Source organism: Micrococcus sp. Alg238-R198, from assembly GCF_900537135.1.
GTDB classification, from domain to species: domain Bacteria; phylum Actinomycetota; class Actinomycetes; order Actinomycetales; family Micrococcaceae; genus Micrococcus; species Micrococcus luteus.
In genome coordinates this window covers 171,552-190,772 of record NZ_UNRH01000004.1, presented here as the reverse complement: position 1 = coordinate 190,772, position 19,221 = coordinate 171,552, and the positions used below count along the sequence as shown (strand labels likewise).

The 19,221-nt window shown below is 74.4% G+C and carries 16 protein-coding genes; 9 read left to right on the top strand and 7 right to left on the bottom strand.

Going from position 1 to position 19,221, the window contains the following annotated elements; translation table 11 throughout:
• Positions 1–35: 35 nt before the first annotated feature.
• Complete coding sequence (locus G6R13_RS05890; protein ID WP_049146682.1) at positions 36–701, bottom strand: malonic semialdehyde reductase; 666 nt, start codon at positions 699–701, stop codon at positions 36–38.
• Positions 702–779: 78 nt separating this feature from the next.
• Here G6R13_RS05890 and G6R13_RS05885 point away from each other — a divergent pair, with 78 nt between their 5' ends.
• Together G6R13_RS05885 and recR are read left to right on the top strand one after the other, a co-directional pair.
• Positions 780–4,247, top strand: coding sequence for a DNA polymerase III subunit gamma and tau (locus G6R13_RS05885; protein ID WP_061867554.1), 3,468 nt, complete (start codon positions 780–782; stop codon positions 4,245–4,247).
• 115 nt (positions 4,248–4,362) lie between these two features.
• Positions 4,363–4,962 carry a recombination mediator RecR gene (gene recR, locus G6R13_RS05880; RefSeq protein ID WP_041102761.1) on the top strand — a complete coding sequence of 200 codons (600 nt, stop codon included), beginning with the start codon at positions 4,363–4,365 and terminating at the stop codon, positions 4,960–4,962.
• A 43-nt stretch (positions 4,963–5,005) separates the two neighbouring features.
• On the opposite strand, the gene G6R13_RS05875 is transcribed toward recR, so the two are convergent.
• A complete protein-coding gene (locus G6R13_RS05875) occupies positions 5,006–6,262 on the bottom strand; it encodes an ABC transporter permease subunit (protein ID WP_002856658.1) in 1,257 nt (418 codons plus the stop codon).
• Positions 6,259–7,272, bottom strand: a complete 1,014-nt coding sequence (locus G6R13_RS05870; RefSeq protein WP_002856656.1) for an ABC transporter ATP-binding protein — start codon at positions 7,270–7,272, stop codon at positions 6,259–6,261. Before G6R13_RS05870 ends, G6R13_RS05875 begins: the two co-directional genes overlap by 4 nt.
• A 227-nt stretch (positions 7,273–7,499) precedes the next feature.
• On the opposite strand from G6R13_RS05870, the gene G6R13_RS05865 reads away from it, so the two are divergent.
• The gene (locus G6R13_RS05865) at positions 7,500–8,786 is read left to right on the top strand and encodes an aspartate kinase (protein WP_002856654.1); all 1,287 of its coding nucleotides are present in this window, start codon (positions 7,500–7,502) and stop codon (positions 8,784–8,786) included.
• 125 nt (positions 8,787–8,911) lie between these two features.
• Here the strand turns inward: G6R13_RS05865 and G6R13_RS05860 are convergent, their stop codons facing one another.
• Complete coding sequence (locus tag G6R13_RS05860; protein WP_002856649.1) at positions 8,912–11,896, bottom strand: S8 family serine peptidase; 2,985 nt, start codon at positions 11,894–11,896, stop codon at positions 8,912–8,914.
• 266 nt (positions 11,897–12,162) lie between these two features.
• Here G6R13_RS05860 and G6R13_RS05855 point away from each other — a divergent pair, with 266 nt between their 5' ends.
• The 3 genes from G6R13_RS05855 to G6R13_RS05845 all read left to right on the top strand — a co-directional run bounded on the left by G6R13_RS05855 (position 12,163) and on the right by G6R13_RS05845 (position 16,389).
• Complete coding sequence (locus tag G6R13_RS05855) at positions 12,163–13,233, top strand: hypothetical protein (RefSeq protein WP_002856647.1); 1,071 nt, start codon at positions 12,163–12,165, stop codon at positions 13,231–13,233.
• 95 nt (positions 13,234–13,328) lie between these two features.
• Positions 13,329–15,194 carry an alpha/beta hydrolase gene (locus G6R13_RS05850; protein WP_002856645.1) on the top strand — a complete coding sequence of 622 codons (1,866 nt, stop codon included), beginning with the start codon at positions 13,329–13,331 and terminating at the stop codon, positions 15,192–15,194.
• 202 nt (positions 15,195–15,396) lie between these two features.
• Positions 15,397–16,389 (top strand): GNAT family N-acetyltransferase, encoded by a 993-nt coding sequence (locus G6R13_RS05845; RefSeq protein WP_159833660.1) that lies wholly within the window; start codon positions 15,397–15,399, stop codon positions 16,387–16,389.
• A 221-nt stretch (positions 16,390–16,610) separates the two neighbouring features.
• Here G6R13_RS05845 and G6R13_RS05840 read toward each other — a convergent pair whose 3' ends face one another.
• Entirely contained in the window at positions 16,611–16,973 is a 363-nt protein-coding gene (locus tag G6R13_RS05840; protein ID WP_020621445.1) for a VOC family protein, read from the bottom strand.
• Between the two features lie 615 nt (positions 16,974–17,588).
• Between G6R13_RS05840 and G6R13_RS05835 the strand changes: the two genes are divergently transcribed.
• From G6R13_RS05835 to G6R13_RS12220, 3 genes are all read left to right on the top strand, one after another.
• Positions 17,589–18,095 (top strand): hypothetical protein, encoded by a 507-nt coding sequence (locus G6R13_RS05835; protein ID WP_233569922.1) that lies wholly within the window; start codon positions 17,589–17,591, stop codon positions 18,093–18,095.
• Positions 18,096–18,098: 3 nt separating this feature from the next.
• Positions 18,099–18,302 carry a helix-turn-helix transcriptional regulator gene (locus G6R13_RS05830; protein WP_002856639.1) on the top strand — a complete coding sequence of 68 codons (204 nt, stop codon included), beginning with the start codon at positions 18,099–18,101 and terminating at the stop codon, positions 18,300–18,302.
• A gap of 86 nt (positions 18,303–18,388) precedes the next feature.
• Positions 18,389–18,544 carry a hypothetical protein gene (locus G6R13_RS12220; RefSeq protein ID WP_010079551.1) on the top strand — a complete coding sequence of 52 codons (156 nt, stop codon included), beginning with the start codon at positions 18,389–18,391 and terminating at the stop codon, positions 18,542–18,544.
• A 33-nt stretch (positions 18,545–18,577) separates the two neighbouring features.
• On the opposite strand, the gene G6R13_RS05825 is transcribed toward G6R13_RS12220, so the two are convergent.
• On the bottom strand, positions 18,578–19,024 hold the full coding sequence (locus G6R13_RS05825; protein ID WP_163721210.1) for a YchJ family metal-binding protein: 447 nt from the start codon (positions 19,022–19,024) through the stop codon (positions 18,578–18,580).
• Positions 19,021–19,185: a hypothetical protein gene (locus tag G6R13_RS05820; RefSeq protein ID WP_155643109.1), complete on the bottom strand. Its 165-nt coding sequence runs from the start codon at positions 19,183–19,185 to the stop codon at positions 19,021–19,023. Before G6R13_RS05820 ends, G6R13_RS05825 begins: the two co-directional genes overlap by 4 nt.
• Positions 19,186–19,221: the final 36 nt, after the last annotated feature.

The window sequence follows — 19,221 nt, the reverse complement described above, 5'->3', positions numbered from 1 at the left end:
GCCGGCGCCCTGGTCCGCCGCAGGCCCGGCCCCGGTCAGAGGACCTGGGCGGCCTGGTCGAAGTCGAGGCGGCCCTGGCGGGGCTGCTGCGCCTTCTCGTCGTCTGCGGCGGCGTGGCCCACGTTGATCACCAGGAGGGACTTCCAGGCACGGTCCGCATGGAACTCGGCGTCCACGGCGGCGGCGTCGAACCCGGCCATGGGGCCGACCTCGAGCCCGTGGGCGCGCAAGGCCACGAGCAGGTAGCCCACCTGGATGAGCGCGTTCGTGCGGCCCATCCCCTCGCGCATGCCCGGCTTGCCCTCGGCATCCTCCTCGAAGCCCTCCCGGAACGGGGCGAGGTGGCCCATGTGGCGGTGCCAGTCGAGGTCGTAGGAGGCGATCAGCGTGAGCGGGGCGCGCTCCGTCTTCTCCCGGTTGAACTCGATCATCAGCGGAGCCAGGCGGGCGCGGGCCTCGGGGCTGTCCACGACGTCGAGCCGCAGCGGCTGGTTGTTCATGGCGGTCGGCGCCCAGCGGAGGTCCGCGTAGGCCCGCTCGATCAGCGCGAGGTCGACGGGCTCGTCCGAGAAGAGCTGCGTCGTGTGGCGGTCCGCGAAGAGGCGGTCGATCTCGGCCTGACTCAGCGGTCCCGCGTCCGGGGCCGGCTGCGTGGGGTGGATCGTGTCCTCGGCGTCGGTGTGCATGTGCGTGGTGGTCATGGGCCAGGGAACGGGCCGGCGGGCGTGCGCATTCCCCGGCTCCCTTAGCCCGTCCGCCCGCCGGATAGGCTTTCGAGGGTGAGCACCGCCCTGTATCGCCGCTACCGCCCGGACCGTTTCGAGGACGTGATCGGGCAGGACCATGTCACGGTCCCGCTGCGCACCGCACTGGCGAAGGACCGCGTGAACCACGCCTACCTCTTCTCCGGCCCGCGAGGCTGCGGCAAGACCACGTCCGCCCGCATCCTCGCGCGCTGCCTGAACTGCGCCCAGGGCCCCACGCCCACGCCGTGCGGCGAGTGCGACTCGTGCCGGGACCTGGCCACCGGCGGGCCGGGCTCGCTGGACGTGCTGGAGATCGACGCGGCCTCGCACGGCGGTGTGGAGGACGCCCGCGGCCTGCGCGAGCGGGCCACGTTCGCCCCGGTCCGGGACCGCTACAAGATCCTCATCATCGACGAGGCGCACATGGTCACCGCGGCGGGGTTCAACGCGCTGCTCAAGATCGTGGAGGAGCCGCCGGAGCACCTGAAGTTCATCTTCGCCACCACGGAGCCGGAGAAGGTCATCGGGACCATCCGCTCCCGCACCCACCACTACCCGTTCCGGCTCGTGCCGCCGGAGCCGCTCATCGCCTACCTCGAGCAGCTGTGCGCGGAGGAGGGCGTGTCCGTGGAGAAGGGCGTGCTGCCGCTCGTGGTGCGCGCCGGCACGGGCTCGGTGCGTGACACGCTCTCCGTGCTGGACCAGCTGATCGCGGGCGCCCAGGAGGGCCAGGTCTCGTACGAGCTCGCGGTGAGCCTGCTCGGCTTCACCCCGGAAGCCCTGCTGGACGACGTGATCGACGCCGTCGCCGCGGACGACACCCCCACCGTGTTCCGCGTGGTGGACCGCGTGGTGCAGTCCGGCCAGGACCCGCGCCGCTTCGTCGAGGACCTGCTGGACCGCTTCCGCGACCTCGTGATCGCCCGTGCCCTGCCGGAGGAGGCCGGGGCGATCCTGCACGGCATGCCGGAGGACCAGGTGCGGCGTCTGTCGGCGCAGGCCGCGCAGCTCTCCCGCGCGGAGCTCTCCCGCCTCGCGGACATCACCAACCTCGCGCTGACGGACATGGTGGGGGCCACCAGTCCCCGCCTGCACCTCGAGCTGCTCATGGCGCGCCTGCTGCTGCCTGCCTCGGACGAGACGCACCGCGGCCTGGCCGCCCGCCTCGAGGCCCTCGAACGGCGCCTCGAGCTCGGTGGCGCCGCGCCCATCGAGGACGGCGCCTCCGAGGGCACGACGACGCCGGCCCGGTCCGGCACGCCCGCCGCGGACGGCGGCGGATCGGCCGAGAACGCGGAGGGCTCCGGCACTCTGACCGGTGCCGCGCTCGCCCGGGCCGCCATGCGGCGGCCGGAGGAGCCCGCGCCGACCGCGTCCACCGCCCCGCCGGAGCGCTGGACGCCGCCTGCCCCGCAGTCCGTGGCAGAGGCGCCGGAGGGGGACGCCGCCGCCGGGGCCACGGGGTCCGAGCGTCCGCAGCAGGCGCCGCAGCCCAAGCGGCCCGAACCGGCTGAGGTCGGGGCCCCTTCCGGGGACACGCGCCGCCCGGAGGCCGGGAGCCGCCCCGAGCCTGAGGGCCGGCCCGAGCCTGAGGGCCGGTCCCATGCCCAGGAGCGCACCGGTGCCGCGCCGGCCCCCGCCCACGGGCCGGAGGAGACGGCCGCGCCGTCGAGCCCCACGCCCGCCCCGGCGGCGAGCCAGGTGGAGATGATCCGCCGGGCCTGGCCGGACATCCTCACGGCCCTCGAGGACGCCTCACGCCTGGTGTGGATGCTGGTGAAGGACAACGCGAGCGTCGCGGGCTACGACGGCTCGTTGCTGACGATCGGCTTCCAGCAGGACGGGCCCCGCCAGTCGCTGCTCGGCCGGGGCGGTGACCGCGTGCTCGGCGAGGCCGTCCACCAGGTGCTCGGCATCCGCCCGCGGCTCGATCTGATCCTCGGTGGGGACGCGCCGACCGGGGACGCCCGCGCACAGTCCGGCGCTCGCCCGGCCGGCCCGGCGCGGACGGACCGGCCTGAGCGTCCGGCCCCGCAGCAGGGCCGGCCCGACCGACCGACGGCGCAGCCGAACCGGCCCGCTCCGGCACCGGGGCAGGCCCCACGCGAGCCGGAGTCCTCCCGCCCCACCCCGCCGCGCTCCGCCGCACCCTCCACCGCGGAGGACGATCCGGCGCCGCCGGCCGCTCCGCCCCGGGCCACGCAGCAGCGTCAGACGCCGGAGCCGTCCCCCGCCTGGACGCCCGCGGCTCCCGCCACCTCCTGGGGGCCGGCGCCGACGTCGTCGACGACGCCCGCCCCCGCCCCGCCGGCGGACGGCTGGGGCGGCCCGGACGAGGAGCCGCCCGCCTGGGACGACGCTCCCCCGCCCGAGGAGGACCCGTGGGACTCGCTGCCCGCGTTCGACCCGGACGCGGAGCAGGACGACTCGGACGGCCCCGAGGGCTGGACCCCGCCGGCCCGGGACGCCGAGGAGCGGCCCGTCGGCGCCGCCGGCTGGGACGGCCCCGTGCCGTCGGTCGAGGACTGGGGCGCGCCGCCGCAGGCCGCACCGGCCCCCGGCGGCGCCGCGCCGGACGCCGGCCAGGACTCCCCGGTCCAGCCCGACGCCCCGACCCCCGGCGAGAGCGAGCCGAGCGCCGAGGAGGTCCGTCGGGCCTACGACCCGGGGCCGCTGGTCCGCGAGGAGGAGCACTCGATCCCCGTGTTCGCCCGTCCGGAGGCGGAGCTGCGCGCCGAGTTCGCGAAGCGCTTCGGCGCGACCCGTCCCGCCGGCTTCGACGACGGCGCGGGCGCGGCCGCGGACGGTGACTCCGCCCGGCCTGCCACGCCGTCGCCCGCCCCGGACGACGACGCAGCGGCCACGGAGCGACGCGATCTCCACCCGGCCGCCTCGGGCGCCGGCCCGTCCTCGGACGAGGAGCGGCGCCCCACGGGCTCGCCCACGGCCGACGCGACCCCTGACCCGGGCGTGCCCGCCGACGACGCAGACGCCGCGCCGCGCGCGGCTGCCGGCCCGACCGGTTCGGACTTCCCGGGTTCGGGCCATCCGGCGAGCATGTACCCGCGGCTCATGGAGCGGCTGCGGGCCGGTGGGCCCCTCGAGCCTCCGGTGAACGCGGGCTCGAGCGGCGGCCCCGGCGCTCCCGGTGGCCCCGACCCGGACGCCTCGCCGGGCTCCCCCGCCGGGGGCCGGCCGAGCGCGGCCTCGCTCGGGGCGCGCCCCGCCGACGTCGAGCCCGCCGGGGGAGCCTCGGCGCCGCCCTCGTTGGACGCGCGGGCCGCGGCCATCCACGCCGCCCGCGAGGCCGCCCAGGGCCGCGGCCCGACCCGGCCCGCCGACACCGGCCCCGCCGCCCCGGCGACGTCCGGTGTGGGGTGGGAGGACGAGGTCGCCAGCGACGACGACGTCCCGCTCGAGGACTCGGGCCTCGTGGGCCGGGCCGTCGTCGAACGGGTGCTCGGCGGCCGTCTGCTCGAGGAACGCCCCAACGACGCCTGAGGCGAACGCGCCCGTACGCCGTCCGGGGCCGCGGGCATGATGGACGCGGCGCCGGACCACGGCGCCGCGTCGGGGCGCACGCCCCACGAGACGCACCATCGGACGAGGGGGACGGATGTACCAGGGCGCGGTGCAGGACCTGATCGACGAGCTCGGCCGCCTGCCGGGCATCGGGCCGAAGTCCGCCCAGCGCATCGCCTTCCACATGCTGGAGGCGGACCGGGAGGACATGCTGCGGCTCGCGGACGCCATCCGCACGGTCAAGGACAGGGTGCGGCTGTGCTCGGTCTGCTTCAACGTCTCCGAGGACGAGGTGTGCTCGCTCTGCCGGGATGAACGCCGGGACCGCTCCCAGATCTGCGTCGTCGAGGAGTCGCAGGACGTCATGGCCATGGAGCGCACCCGCGCCTTCCGGGGCCGCTACCACGTGCTCGGCGGGGCCATCAATCCGATCGCCGGCATCGGCCCCGAGCAGCTGCACGTCCGCGAGCTGCTCACCCGGCTGCAGGACGAGGCCGTGCAGGAGGTCATCCTCGCCACGGATCCCAACCTCGAGGGCGAGGCCACGGCCACCTACCTCGGCCGCCTCCTCGGCGCCACGGGCATCCGCGTCACGCGCCTGGCCTCCGGTCTGCCCGTCGGCGGGGACCTCGAGTACGCGGACGAGGTCACCCTCGGCCGCGCCTTCGAGGGACGTCGTCTGATCAGCGGCTGACACCGGCCGGCGTCGAGCAGGCCCCGCCCGACGCCGGCCCGGCTCAGGCCACGCGCGTGCCGGCGGGCAGCCGCCCGGCCGGGGTGTCCAGGCGACGGTGGCCCCACCAGCCCAGCCCGGCCACCAGCACACCCTGCATCGCCAGGCCGAGCGGCCACACCGGCCAGGTGCCCTGCCGGTCCGGCACGCCGCTCTGGTCGAGACCGCGCAGCTCGCCGTCGAGGCACTCGACGTCCCGGACGGGGTCTCGCTGGGTCCAGCGCAGCCCCACGGACAGCAGGTTGAGCGGCCCGGGATCCACCCGGGTCCCGTCCTCGAGGAGGCCTGCCTCCCAGGGGGAGGCGTCCGCGAGGACGGCGTAGGGGTTCGCGGCGAGCAGCCATCCGCTGCGCCGCGGGTCGGGGATCGTCCGGGTGGTCACCGGGCCGACGCAGCGGTCGGCGATCCCGTCGAACAGCTCCGGGTTCGCCGCCTCGTACTCGGCCCAGGCCTGCTCCGCCTCCTCCGGGGTCATCTGCTCGAGCTCCGCCTCGGTGAACGGCTCCGCCGTCATCGAGCCGTACTCGGCGTCGTTGGCCCGCACCTCGGTCTGCAGGAACTGCAGGGACAGCCCGAAGGCCACCAGGGTGCCGATCGTCAGCGCCGCCACGATCAGGTACGTCACCACGACGGCGAACAGCGTGCGCCCGGCGATCGCCGAGACGGCCACGCCGATCCCCGCGATCATGCCGAACTCCACGAGGATCATCACGAGCCCCACCAGCACGGCCCACGGGGACACGCGCCCCACCACGGCCGCGACCGCCAGCCACGGCAACGCGGCCGCGAGGAACGCGGCGGAGGCGATCCACGCGGCCAGCCACTTGCCCGCCATCAGGTGACCGGTCCGCAGCAGGGTGACCTGGGTGATGGCCAGGGTGCCGCCGGCACGGTCGCCCGAGATCGCGTTGGCCGCCAGGGCGGGCGAGACCAGCAGCGAGAGGGTGAGGACGAAGAGCAGGACGCCGTCGAAGAGCGTCCGCCCCAGGGCGCGCATCTGCTGCTCCGCCAGCTCCGGCTCCAGGCCGGACGCCTCCATCTCCGCCACGCCCAGGCCGCGTAGCCCGAGGGCGCCGAGGGTCACCGCCCCCACCACCACGAAGAAGACGCCCAACAGCACGTACCAGCCGCGCGAGCGCAGCCGCTGACGCAGTTCCATGCCCACCACGGTGGCCACGGCCTGGGCCGCGCCGAGGCGTCCCCCCGGCTGCGGCTGCGGCGGGCGGCGGTCGTGGATCGAGGTCGCGACGGCGGTGCTCACGGCCGGTCTCCTTCGGTGCGGGGGCCCTCCAGATGGAGGCCCAGGTAGGCGTTCTCGAGGCGGGAGCCCTCCGGGGCGAAGTGGCTGACGAGCACACCCTCGCGCACGAGGTCCGCGAGCAGCGCGGCCGCGGCGGCCTCCCCCCGCAGCTGCACCACGACGCCGTCCCGGCGCTGGCCTGCGCCGGCGCCGGTGGCCGCGGTCGCGGTCAGGCCGCGGGCCTCGAGGGCGCGGACGAGCGTGTCCCGGGCCGTCGGGTCGGGTCCGGCGATCCGGTAGGGGCGGGCGAGGTCGTCGGCGGCGCGGAACTCCTGGGTGGCCACCGTGGCGCCCTCACGGAGGAACACGGCGCGGTCGGACATCTCCTCGAGCTCGGCGAGCACGTGGGAGGAGACGAGCACGGCGGTGCCGGCTGCGGCCATGGCGCGCAGGTCGTCCCGCAGCCGGATGCGGGCGGCCGGGTCGAGGCCGTTGGCGGGTTCGTCCAGGAGCAGGACGGAGGGCCGGTGCACGGTGGCCCGAGCCAGGGACAGGCGCTGCTGCTGGCCGCGGGAGAGCACGCGGGCGGGCCGGTGGGCGAACTCCGTGAGTTCGACCCACTCGAGCTGCTCGTCCGCGCGCGCCGACGCCTCCGCCTTCCCCATGCCGTAGAGCCGTCCCAGGCTGGCGAGGATGTCGTGGCAGGTCAGCTCCTCCCACACGCCCAGGGTGTCGGGCATCCAGCCGAGCCGCCGCCGGGCCTCGACGGGCTCGCGCACCGCGTCCACCCCGGCCACGGACACGGCGCCGGCGTCCGGGCGCAGCAGGGTGGCCAGGATCAGCAGGAGCGTGGTCTTGCCCGAGCCGTTCGGGCCGACGAGGGCCGTCACGGAGCCGGCGGGCACGGTGAGGGAGACGTCCCGCACCGCATGGACGGCGCCGAACGAGCGGGCGAGGCCGTGAGCCACGATCCCGTCGTGGGCGGCCACCCCCAGGACGGGTGAGGCGGGCGGGGGCGCTGGAGCGGTCATGGCCCCATCCTTGCCGCGCCGGGCACGGACGCGGATCCACCCGGGGGATGATCCCGGCGCCATCCCAGCCCGACCGGGGTCGCAGGCGGGGCCGCGGGCGCCGTCGTGCTGGCCTGCCGCGGGCGCCGGGTCCAGCATCCGGAACAGGGGTTCACCTGGCGGACCCGCGCGAGAGTGCGCCCCTAGACTTGGCCCGAACCGACCCTCGACCCCGTCCGGAGCGACCCATGAGTCTCATCGTCCAGAAGTTCGGCGGCTCCTCCGTGGCCGACGCCGCCGGCATCCAGCGCGTGGCCCGCCGCATCGCGGACACGGTGCGCGCCGGGAACCGCGTGTGCGTGGTCGTCTCGGCCATGGGGGACACCACGGACGAGCTGCTCGACCTCGCCGCCGAGCTCACGCAGGACGCGCCCGCACGCGAGATGGACATCCTGCTCTCGGCCGGCGAGCGCATCTCCATGTCCCTGCTGGCGATGGCGATCCATGCCGAGGGCCTCGAGGCCCGCTCCTACACCGGCTCCCAGGCCGGCATGCTGACGGATACCTCCTACGGCCGGGCCCGGATCGTCAAAGTCAACCCCCACCGCGTGCAGGAGGCCCTCGACGCCGGCCGCGTGGCCATCGTGGCCGGGTTCCAGGGCATGAGCCCCGAGTCCAAGGACATCACCACCATGGGCCGCGGCGGCTCGGACACCACCGCCGTCGCCCTCGCCGCCGCGCTCGGCGCGGACGTGTGCGAGATCTACACGGACGTGGACGGCGTCTACTCGGCCGACCCGCGCGTCGTGCCGACCGCCCGCAAGCTCACCGAGCTCTCCTCCGAGGAGACCCTCGAGATGGCGGCCTCCGGATCCAAGGTGCTGCACCTGCGCTCCGTGGAGTACGCGCGCCGCTTCGGCGTGCCGCTGCACGTGCGCTCCTCCTTCTCCGACCACGAGGGCACCTGGATCCTGCCCGACCCGAACGACACCATCACCCTTCAGGAAGGCGCTCCCATGGAACAGCCCATCGTCTCCGGCGTCGCCCACGACCGCTCCGAGGGCAAGGTCACGATCGTCGGCGTCCCCGACGTGCCCGGCAAGGCCGCCGAGATCTTCCGCGTGATCGCCGAGTCCAACGTGAACATCGACATGATCGTGCAGAACATCTCCCGCGAGGGCTCGGGCCGCACGGACATCTCCTTCACCCTGCCGATCGTGGAGGGCAAGGACGCCATGGCCGCCCTGCGCGCCGCCCAGGACCGGATCGGCTTCCAGGACATCGTCTCGGACCCGGAGATCGGCAAGCTCTCGCTGATCGGCGCGGGCATGCGCTCCAACCCGGGCGTCTCCGCGACCTTCTTCAAGGCCCTCGCCGACGCCGGCGTGAACGTGGACCTCATCTCCACCTCGGAGATCCGCATCTCCGTGGTCACCGCCGAGAGCAAGCTCGACGACGCCGTCCGCGCCGTGCACGCCGCCTTCGGCCTCGACGCCGAGGAGGAGGCCACGGTCTACGGCGGCACCGGCCGCTGACGCCGCACCCGCCGCTGCCCCACCCATCACGACGCCGGCCCCGCACCTTCAGCGTGAAGGTGCGGGGCCGGCGTCGTGCGGGCGGTTCCTCCCGTTCCGTCAGCGAGGACGGAGGGGGTCGGCGGTCACGGGACCTGGACGGTCACGTCGGTCGTGATGCCCGCGTCCCAGGTGACGAGGCCCTTCCAGGTGCCCGAGGTCAGGCCGGACCAGGAGAGGGTCGCCTCGGTGGCCTTGCCCGAGGTCACGGGGACCGGGTTCGGGGAGACGGTGAGGTTGCCCGCGTCCTCGCGCAGCTTGAGCGTCTCGAGGGTGCCGGTGTCCTTGCCGCCGTTGGCCGCGTACAGGTGGCCGACCACGGTGTAGGCGCCCGGGGTGGGGTTCGCGATCGTCAGCGTCTCGGACTCCTCCGCGGTCGCCCGGGAGAGCTGCTTGCCCTCGGGGGTGATCACGTACAGGTCCCAGTCGGCGCCGGCGGCGCCCGCGTTGATCGAGGCCACCAGGGACTTGGTGCCCTCCTCCACGGTCACCGTGGACACGGCCAGCGCGCTGGACACGAGCGAGTTGCTCGCGGTCGCGGTGGCCACGGTGGAGTCCACCTTGCCCAGGCCCAGGACCTGCGGGGTCAGCTCACCGGTCACGCCGGGGGTGATCTCCACGTCGGCGGAGCCGGTGGCACCGGAGCCCTCGACGGCGGAGGTGACGGTCGCGGACTTCGCCTTGACGGTGACCGGGGAGGTCACCTCCGGGACGGCCTTGCCCTTGGCGGTGGTCCAGGACATGGAGCCGTGGGTCCAGGTGTTCACCGCGGCGTCGGTGCGGGTGACGGTCAGCTCGACGTCGGCGGACTGGCCGGCCTTCAGGTCCAGCACGGCCGGGGAGGCGGTCATCTCGAAGCCGGGCACGTTCGCGGAGAACTGCCAGCGGCCGTTCTCCAGGGCGGTCACGGTGCGGGTCACGGTGGCCGAGCCGACGACGTCGGGGATCGCCAGGGACGGGACGTTCACGTCACGACCGGCGATGTCGCCGCGCAGCAGCGCGTCCCACTGCTCCTTGCCGGACTCGTAGACCAGGCCCGGACGGGCGGCGGCGGCCGGATCGGCGGAGCCGGCGCCCGTGGCGAAGTTGTCCGTGTTCACGGTGCCGTCGGCGTTGTACACGTCGCCGGCGGTGGTCATGAGCGCGGACTTCACGGCCATCGGGGACCAGGCCGGGTACTTGCCGATCAGCAGCGTGGCCATGCCGGCCAGGTTCGGCGAGGCCATGGACGTGCCGGACATCAGGCCGAACGTGTTGCCGTGGTAGTCGGGGTCCAGCGGGGAGACGCCGGCGATCACGTTCACGCCGGGGGCGGCGAGGTCGGGCTTCAGGAGCTCCTGGTTCACGGCGTTGGCCGGGCCGCGGGAGGAGAAGCCGGCGATCTGGGGCAGCGGGTCCTCCGGCAGGCCGGTGGTGTCGCCCGGGACGATCGTGGCGGTGAGGTCGGAGGACTTCACCTTCTCGATCACGCCGTTGTCGTTCATGTGCACGGTCGGCACCGCGTGGATGTCCGCGTCCAGCGAGCCGGACGGGGTGTTCACGAGGATCATGCCGACGCCGCCGGCCTCCTCCACCACCTGCGACTTCTCGGTGCGGGCGTTCACGCCGCGCTCGCAGAGCACGATCTTGCCGGCGGCCTCGTCGGTGAGCCCGCCGGGCAGGCAGAGACGCGCGGCCTCGGCGTCGCCGGCGGCGACCTCGGACGCGTGGATGACCTCGGCCGGACCCACGCCGGTGCGGGCCGAGGAGGCGCCGCGGAGCTGCGTGCCGTCGGAGAACTGCACGGTGGCGGTGAGCTCGTTGGAGAACGTCTCCGCGGCCACGGTGGTCAGCCACGGGGAGCCGTGGTTCACGGTGTTCGGGCCGGGGCCGGAGTTGCCGCCGGAGGCGGCCACGAAGATGCCGGCCTCGGCGGCGGACTTGAAGGCCATGGCCACCGGGTCCACGATCGAGGTGTTGGAGCCGGAGATCGAGTAGTTCAGCACGTCCACGTTGTTCTCGATGGCCTGCTCGACGGCGGCCACGGAGGCGGAGGTGTAGCAGCCGCCGGTGTTCGGATCGGTGTCCTCCCAGCAGATCTTGTAGGAGATCAGGTGGGCGGCCGGGGCCACGCCCGCGCCCTCGCCGAAGGAGTCGCCGTCGATGGTCTGCTCCACCCCGGTGTTGCCGAGGATGGTGGTGGCCACGTGGGTGCCGTGGGAGAACACGCCCAGCGGGGAGATGCGCTCCTCCGGGGCCCGCTCATCCACCGGGACGAAGCGCTCGAAGTCCTCCGAGAAGGCGTAGGCACCGATCAGCTTGGAGTCGCACGACGACGCCGGGAAGTCCGGGCCGGTCTCGCACTCGGCCGTGGCGGTGGTGCCGTCCGCCTTGAGCACGGCGATCTGGCCGTCCGCGGTGCGGTAGGGCACGCCGACCTTGGCCTTGCCCTTGAGCGGCTGGACGGGCTGACCGTCGATGAACGGGTTGTCCGGGTGGATGCCGGAGTCGATGACGCCGACCACCACGCCCTTGCCCGCGTTCTCGGCCTTGCCGTACACGGACTTCCAGGTGCCCTTCTTGCCGGGCAGGCCGAGGAACTCGGTGGAGCTGTAGTCCGGGGCCACCTGCTCGTCCGGCGCGACGCCGAGCACGGCCGGGTCCTTCGCGATCTCCTGGGCCTCCTCGGCGGTCAGCTCGGCTACGAACGCGTTCACGGCGCGCTGGAAGGAGATCTCGGCCTTCGCGCCGTGGGTCTTCGCGACCTTCTCCTGCTGGCGCTGGAGCTTGGCCTCGTAGTTCTTCACGCGCGGGTGCGAGGGGTCGAACTTCGCCTTCGGGGCGGCGCCCGGAACGGCGCCGGCCTCGGGGGCGGTCACCGACGGCTGGTCCTTCAGGACCACGAAGTAGCGGCCGTCCTCGAACTGCTGCTGGACCTGCACCTCGCCCTGCGGGCTGGAGACGGTGCTGCCGTCGGGCAGTTCGACGGCGGTGGCCGACACCGCGAGCGCGGGAGCGGCCACGAGGCTCGCGCCGGCGACGGCCGCGGCCAGGGCCCGACGGCGCCGGGCAGGGGTGGGGTTCTGAGGCATTGCCTCCGCCTTTCTCATCAAGGTCCGCCCAGCTCTCGCCCGTGGCACACCGGCGGGGATGGCGCCGGGGGACGGGGAGATCGGCACCCATGTGATGGGCACCACAGCGAGACAGGTGAAATCTACCGTCCGGTAGGGCGTTTGACCAGACCTTTGCCAGGCAACGTCCAGGACCGTCGAATAAGAGCCGCCGGAGCGCGCTCCCCGCGTCGGCGCCGCAGGCCCGCTCGCCCTTGAGGAGCGCCACGGGGGAGGATGGTGGGGTCATGCCCGAGCCACGCACCGCCCCCGTGTCCCCGCCGACCGCCGTCGTCGCCCTGCCCGCCGACGTGTGGCGGGCCCACGCGCGGGCGCACCGCGCGCGCATCGCCCGACGCACGGACCCGCTGGTGGCCCTGCGGATGCGGGGCGAGAAGCACCCGGTGCAGGACTTCCTCTTCGGCTACTACACGCACTCCCCCGCCGCACTGCAGCGCTGGCACCCCGGGCCGGGGGTCCTCCTCGCGGACGACGACGGCGCCGCGGCCCGTGCCGAGGCGACCGAGCTGGGCACAACCCCGCGGGGCGAGTGGAAGCACTACCGGCGCGTCGAGGCCGGCGAGGTGGCGGGCGCCGTCGTCGACGGCCACCCGGTGGGCGGCTGGCTGGTGGACGTGGCGGCGGTGCTGGCCGACCGCGCGTCGGGGGTGGCGTTCACGCGGGAACTGCTCGCGCGCACGGCGGCGCGGGCGCCGCGCCTGGGCTGCTTCGGGCTGCACGAGTGGGCGATGGCGTACCGCTCGGACGTGCACGGGGTGCGGCACTCCCAGCTGCCGCTGCGACTCGGGGCCGAGGGGACGGACGCGGTGGTGGAGGGCTCGCGGATCCGGTGCACGCACTTCGACGCGTTCCGGTTCTTCGCGCCCGAGGCCCGCGACCGCAACGAGGGCGACGACGGCGTCCTGCCCACGCGCGCCGGGATGCGGGCGATGGAACAGCCCGGCTGCCTGCACGCGGGGATGGACCTGTACAAGTGGGCGTACAAGCTGGTGCCGGTGGTCGACTCGGACCTGCTCGCGGACTGCTTCGACCTCGCGTGGGACATCCGCCGGTTGGACATGGAGGCCTCGCCGTACGACCTGACCGGGGTGGGCGACCTCTCCGACGGGCGCGGCGGCTACGCGGCCGTGCAGATCGAGGAGCCGGCCGGGCGTGCCGAGTACGCGCGGCGACAGCGCGAGTTCGCCGAGCGGGGGCAGGCGCTACGGGCGCGGCTGTTGGCGGTGCTGGACGAGGCCGTGGGGGCGGCCCCCGGGGCCCGGCCGGACGCCGAGTGGACTTCCAGCGCGCGTCCATGATTACGATGGCTGCCATACAGGCTGTGAGGCGCGTCACTCGCGTCATCCGGTGAGCGCCCCGGCCCTCTCCGCACCGAACGACTCGAGGACCTGACGTGACCAGAACCGTTCCAGCTCGCCGCCGCACCACGTTCGCCGCCGCCGTCGCGGCCGTCTCACTCGCCATCACGGCCGCCGCCCCCGCGCTCTCCGCGCCCGGCAACGGCAACGGCAAGGGGTCCGCATCGCAGGGCCAGGCCCGCTCCAACGACCTCTCCACCACGCGCGGCAACAAGGTCAACGACGCCGCCGCGCTCGCGCCGCACCTCGTGGGCCAGACGCTGGACTGGGAGGCCTGCGACTTCGGCAGCGAGAGCCTCAACGCCCGGTTCAACGCGATCCCCGGCACCGCGTGCTCCGACGTCACGGTGCCGCGGGACTGGAAGAACCCCGAGGACGGCCGCACCATCACCCTGCGCGTGGCCAAGACGGAGACCTCGAAGGGCAACCCCGACCGCCAGGGCATCGCGCTGGTCAACCCCGGCGGCCCGGGCGGCTCCGGCCTGCCCTGGGGCCCCGCCATGGCCGAGCGCGCCCCGGAGCTCGCGGAACAGTACGACTTCATCGGCTTCGACCCCCGCGGCGTGGGTCAGTCCACCGCCCTGGAGTGCACCTACACGCCGAACGCCGAGCACGACGTGTGGCAGGACACGAAGGCCCAGGTCGACGCCTGCCTCGAGAACGAGCTCACCCCGTACATCACCACCGAGCAGACCGTGTACGACATGGACTTCATCCGCGCCGTCCTGGGCGAGGAGAAGACCTCCTACATCGGCTACTCGTACGGCACATGGCTGGGCAGCTGGTACCAGCGCGTCTTCCCCCAACACGCGCACCGGTTCCTGCTGGACTCCGCCGTGGACATCTCCCGCGACGGGCTCCAGACCACCTGGGACCTGCAGCCGCGCTCCCGCGACCGTCAGTTCCAGGACGCGATGCTCCCCTACGTGGCCCGGCACGACGAGATCTTCGGCCTCGGCGACGACCCGATGCAGATCCGGCAGCGCTGGGAGGACGGCGGCGGCACCCGCACGCAGCTCGGCATGATCGTCGCCGGCTCGTTCCTGCTGCCCGCCATGTACGACACGTCCCAGTACCTCAGCGCCGGGTCCGTCATCGCCGCCTACATCCGCATCATGGAGTCCGAGGCCGCAGCCACGGACCCCGCGGGGCAGCGCGCCCAGATCGAGCGCATCCTGGCCGAGGCCCGTGCGTCGCTGCCGGCCGAGGAGCGCGACTCCTTCGACCGCTTCGCCGCCCGCGGCCTGGAGACCGTGGGCGAGCGCGAGCAGCTCGTCGCCGCCACCCAGGCCGGTGACGCCGTCACCTTCGAGGGCGCGTTCTCGGCGATCCGCTGCCAGGACGGCCAGTGGAACACCTCGCAGGGCTACTGGACCTCGTGGGTGGACGACCTCGGCCGCAAGGCCCCGTGGATCGGTGTGCTGATGGGCCCGTCGGAGTGCATGTACTGGCCCGCCCAGACCTCCATGCCCGCCCAGCCCGGCGGCAAGGGCGCCCCGAACACCGTGATCGTGCAGTCCGAGCTGGACGCGGCGACCCCGTACGAGGGCGGCCACCGTGCCGCAGGCGTGCTGCGCAACACGTCCCTCATCTCCGTGGACAACGAGGGCACCCACGGCCTGTTCCCGTACGGCACCGAGTGCGTGGACGCGCCCATCCGTGACTACTTCCTGACCGGCGCCCAGCCGGCCGAGAAGTCACTGTGCGACGCCGTCCCGCTGCCGCTCGAGACTCAGCCGGTCCAGGTGGCCGGGACCCCGACGCACAAGGGCGACATCAAGATCTCGATGCGCACCGATGCTGTGCGCGAGGCCAACCGCATCACCCACGACGCGATCGAGCGTCAGCTGATCGACTCCCGCGCGGTGACCCCGGACGTCGAGGCCTTCCTGGAGGACTGACGGCCCGGGCACCCGGAACCCGGTCCGCCCCCGACGGCCCGGCGACTCCCCCGCGGAGACGCCGGGCCGTCGTCGCGCCCGGGGAGGGCCTGCAACGCGGGTTGAGTTGTCGCGGGTCCGGGCGCCCAGCACCCCCGATAACTCAACCCGCGATGGGCAGCCGGAGGGGTGGCGTCGACGCCGGGGCCGATAGCCTCGCGCCGTGATCCTGCACATCACCCTCCCGGAGGACTGGGCCGCCGCGCGGCGCATCGGCCGCTACACGGCGTCGACGCGCGGCGCCTCGATCGACGACGTCGGCTTCCTCCACGCCTCCGACGACGCCGCCCAGGTGGGCGTGGTCGGCGCGGCGATCTACCCGGACCGGCCAGACGCGTTCGTCGTCGGCCTGGACGAGGACGAACTGGCGGGGGCCGGCCTGCGGGTGCGGCGCGAGCCGGGAGACCCCTCCGATCCCCACTCGGCCGAGTTCCCGCACGTCTATCCGGGCGAGGCCGTCTCCGGGCACATCCCGTGGTCGATGCTCACCCCCGTGACCGACCCACGGGCGGAAGCCCGCGTGCACCGCGAAGACTCGGCCGAGGCCGCCGCGCTGCTCGATGCCGGGTGGAGCATACGCTCCCGCTCCTGGGGCGCGCGCCTCCACCTCGACGACGACGCCGACCTGGCGTCCTACCGTGGCCACGTCGCGGCGGCCGAAGCGCGGGGAATCGAGGTGCGGAGACTGACCGCCGTCGACCTGCCTGCCCTGCGCGCCCTCGACGAGGAAGCGGCTCCCCGATTCCCGCACACCGACGGCTCCCGTCACGAGCCGCTGCCGGACGACCTCGAGGCCCGACTGTCCACCCCAGAGGGGCTCGCCGTGGGGGCCTTCGAGGGAGGCGTGCTCATCGGATTCACCCTGACGTTCCGCTCCCCTGCCCGGTGGGAGGTCGACCGCACCGCGGTCGCGGCCGAGCACGAGAACCGTGGCGTGGCGAAGGCCGTCAAGGCGGCGACCGTCCTGGCGACCCATGCCCGCGGTGGGCGCGAGTGGGGAACCGGCGGCGCCGAGTCCAACGCGGCGTCCCTGCGGATGAACGCGGCCCTCGGGTTCCGTCTCGAGCCTGCCTGGCTCGGGCTGACCCCGCCCACGACGTGGGAGGAGTTCGCGCGGGCCCCGGCGTCAAGCTCCCTTGACGACAAGGTCACTTGACTGTCAAGCTTGCTTCACAACGTCCGGTCGGACGGCCCCCACAGAGCCTCCGAGGCGGGCCGGGCCACCGGCCCAGGGCATCGACCACAGGAGGGCCCCATGACCACGAACCACTCCCGCCACACCACCGCCGCCGCGGACGGCCCGGGCACCCGGTACCCGGTCCGCCCCGACGGCCCGGCGACTCCCCCGCGGAGACGCCGGGCCGTCGTGGGGTCGGCTCAGCCGTCGAGGATGCAGAACTCGTTGCCCTCGGGGTCGGCGAGGACGGCCCAGCCGAGGTCGACGCGGCGGTCGTCGACCATCGCGGCGCCGAGGGCGAGCGCCCGCTCGATCTCGGCGTCGCGCGTCGAGCCGGCGGCCGCGCGCAGGTCCATGTGGGCGCGGTTCTTCACGCGCTTGGCGTCCGGGACGCGGAAGAAGAGGACGACCTGCCCGTCAGGGCCGACGAGTGAGCACTCGTCCGACCCCGGGCGGTAGAGGTGAGGCTCGTCGACCTCCCAGCCGAGCAGCGCGCGCCAGAACTCGGCGATGGCGTGGGGGTCCAGCGCGTCCCACGTGGTGTGAGAGAGACGGAGGGACATGGCGGCTCCTCAGGAACGGGCCGGGGCGGGCGGGGACGACTCCACGCGAGCCAAGGGCGCGGCACCCCGGGCAAGGCGGGTTGACTTGTCACGGGTATTCACCGCCCAGACCCGCGACAAGTCAACCCGCGTTGGCCGGACGGGCGGACGGACGGCGGAGGGCCGGGTCACCCGCGGATGTGTCGCATCACGAGCCGCGGGATCGCGCTGCGCGGGCTGATGCTGCACCACGCGACGGGCTCGCCGTCCGAGTACCGACGACGCCGGGCGCAGGCTCCCCCGCAGCGAGCGCCCGCATGGTGTCCTCGCGGGGGTCGCCGGGCGCGTGCCTCTGCGGCGCTGAGAGCCGGGGGGACAGGCACCAGCAGTGCGTGGCGCGGCGGTTCGGGTTGACGACGTGCGCGAAGTCGTCGAAGCGGTCGGCGGTGAGCGGGTGCACCTCGAAGGCCATGCGGCCAGCATCGTGGGCGGCGGTGGAGGCGTCCACGGCGAGGCCCAGCTCCGCCGCCGCCCTGTCGGGCCACCGTCAAGCAGACTTGACGTCAAACTCTCTTTACTGTCAAGCTTGCTTCACACGACGGGGACAAACCCCGGCCCCGCCCCGGAGGGACCGCCATGGCCACCACGCCGCACACCACCACCGACCTCGCCCGCGACCGCCGCCCCCGCTGGGGCCGCTCCGCCCGTCTGGGCGGCGGGTCCGGGCGACTGATCCTCGTCAGCCTCGTGGCCGGCGTCGTCATCGCCCTGCTGATCGGGGCCGCGTCCTACGGTCTGGCCTCGAGCCAGGGCGACGCCGGTCCCCGCTTCCCGGCGGTCACGGGCGCGGTCATGGCGGCGTCGGCGCTCCCGGTCGGCGCAGCCCTCGCCTGGCTGTTCCTCGTGGACCGCACCACCCTGCGCGGCGCCGTCCGGGACACCGAGGAGACCATCGAAGGCCGGTGGCTCGAGAAGGCGCAGTCCGGCGCGTTTGGCGACCTGCTCGTGGTGCTGGGCCTGGGCACGTTCGTCGTCGCCCTGGCGGGGTGGCAGCCCAGCCTCCCCCTCGTGGGCGCCGGGCTGCTCCTCTTCGCGGGCGCCTCGGTGGCCGTCCGCTACGAGCTCCAGAAGCGCCGGGGCTGAGCCGTGGAGAACACCATCCCCGACGAGCGTGCCCGCCTCGGCTGGTCGCAGCAGCGGCTCGCCGACGAGCTCGGCGTCTCCCGGCAGACCGTCATCTCCCTCGAGAAGGGCCGCTACGACCCCTCGCTCCCGCTCGCCTTCCGCCTCGCGGCCGTGTTCGGGCGGCGGATCGAGGACCTGTTCACCCCGGACGGCAACGCGGGTTGAGTTCTCGCGGGTCCAGGCGCCCAGCACCCGTGACAAGTCAACCCGCGTTGGGCCCGGGGCGGCGTGGGGCGTGAGAGGCTGGGGCCATGGATCGAGAGCTGCGCACCCCTCCGGAGCTGGAGGGCGTGGACTGGCACGACGACGCCCCGCGTCGCCCCCGCCCGATCGTCACCCTGGTGGCGTGGATCGCCATCCTGGGCCTGGTCCTCAGCGTGGGCGCCGGGATCTTCTCCGCCTTCTGACGCGTCACCGCCGGCCGACGCGCCGCCCCGGCCTCAGCGCACGTCGCCGTTAACGTAGCGCCAGATCCCGTCCTCACGGCGGAACCGGCTGACCTCATGGAGTCGGAACCGCCCCTCGGCCCCCGTGCCGACGGCCACGAACTCCACGGTCCCGGCGTCCTGGAACGGCCCGCCGTCCCGCACGTCCAGCACCGCCAGGCGGGTGAACCGCGGCGCCTGTTCCCCCGCGGCCGGCAGCAGCTCGGCCGCGGTGGGTCGATGCTCGGGGGCCCAGGTCGCGGCGAGGTAGTCGGCCATCGCCCGGACCTCTGCCGGCCCGGCCTCGCCCAGCCGCGCGAACGCCGTGTACCGGGAGCGCATGAGCGCCTCGGCGGTGGGCGCGGTCAGGGCGCCGTCCTGGGCGAAACGCGCCTGCAGGCGACCGCAGCACGCCGCGAGCCCGGCTCCGGACCCGCAGGGGCAGGGCTCGGGACGGGTCACCGACGCGGGCGTCCGGTCGCGCGACGCCGGGCGGAGCGGGCCGTGATGCGGCGCACTCCCGTCAGCACGACGCCGGCCGCCGCGGCGAGCAGCGCGGGGCCGAGCGGGCTGATCGGCCGGCGTCGGCCGAGCGGGGACACACGGGTCTGCTGAGGTCTCATGCCGCCAGGCTACGCCGGGCCGGCTGCCGCGTGCCG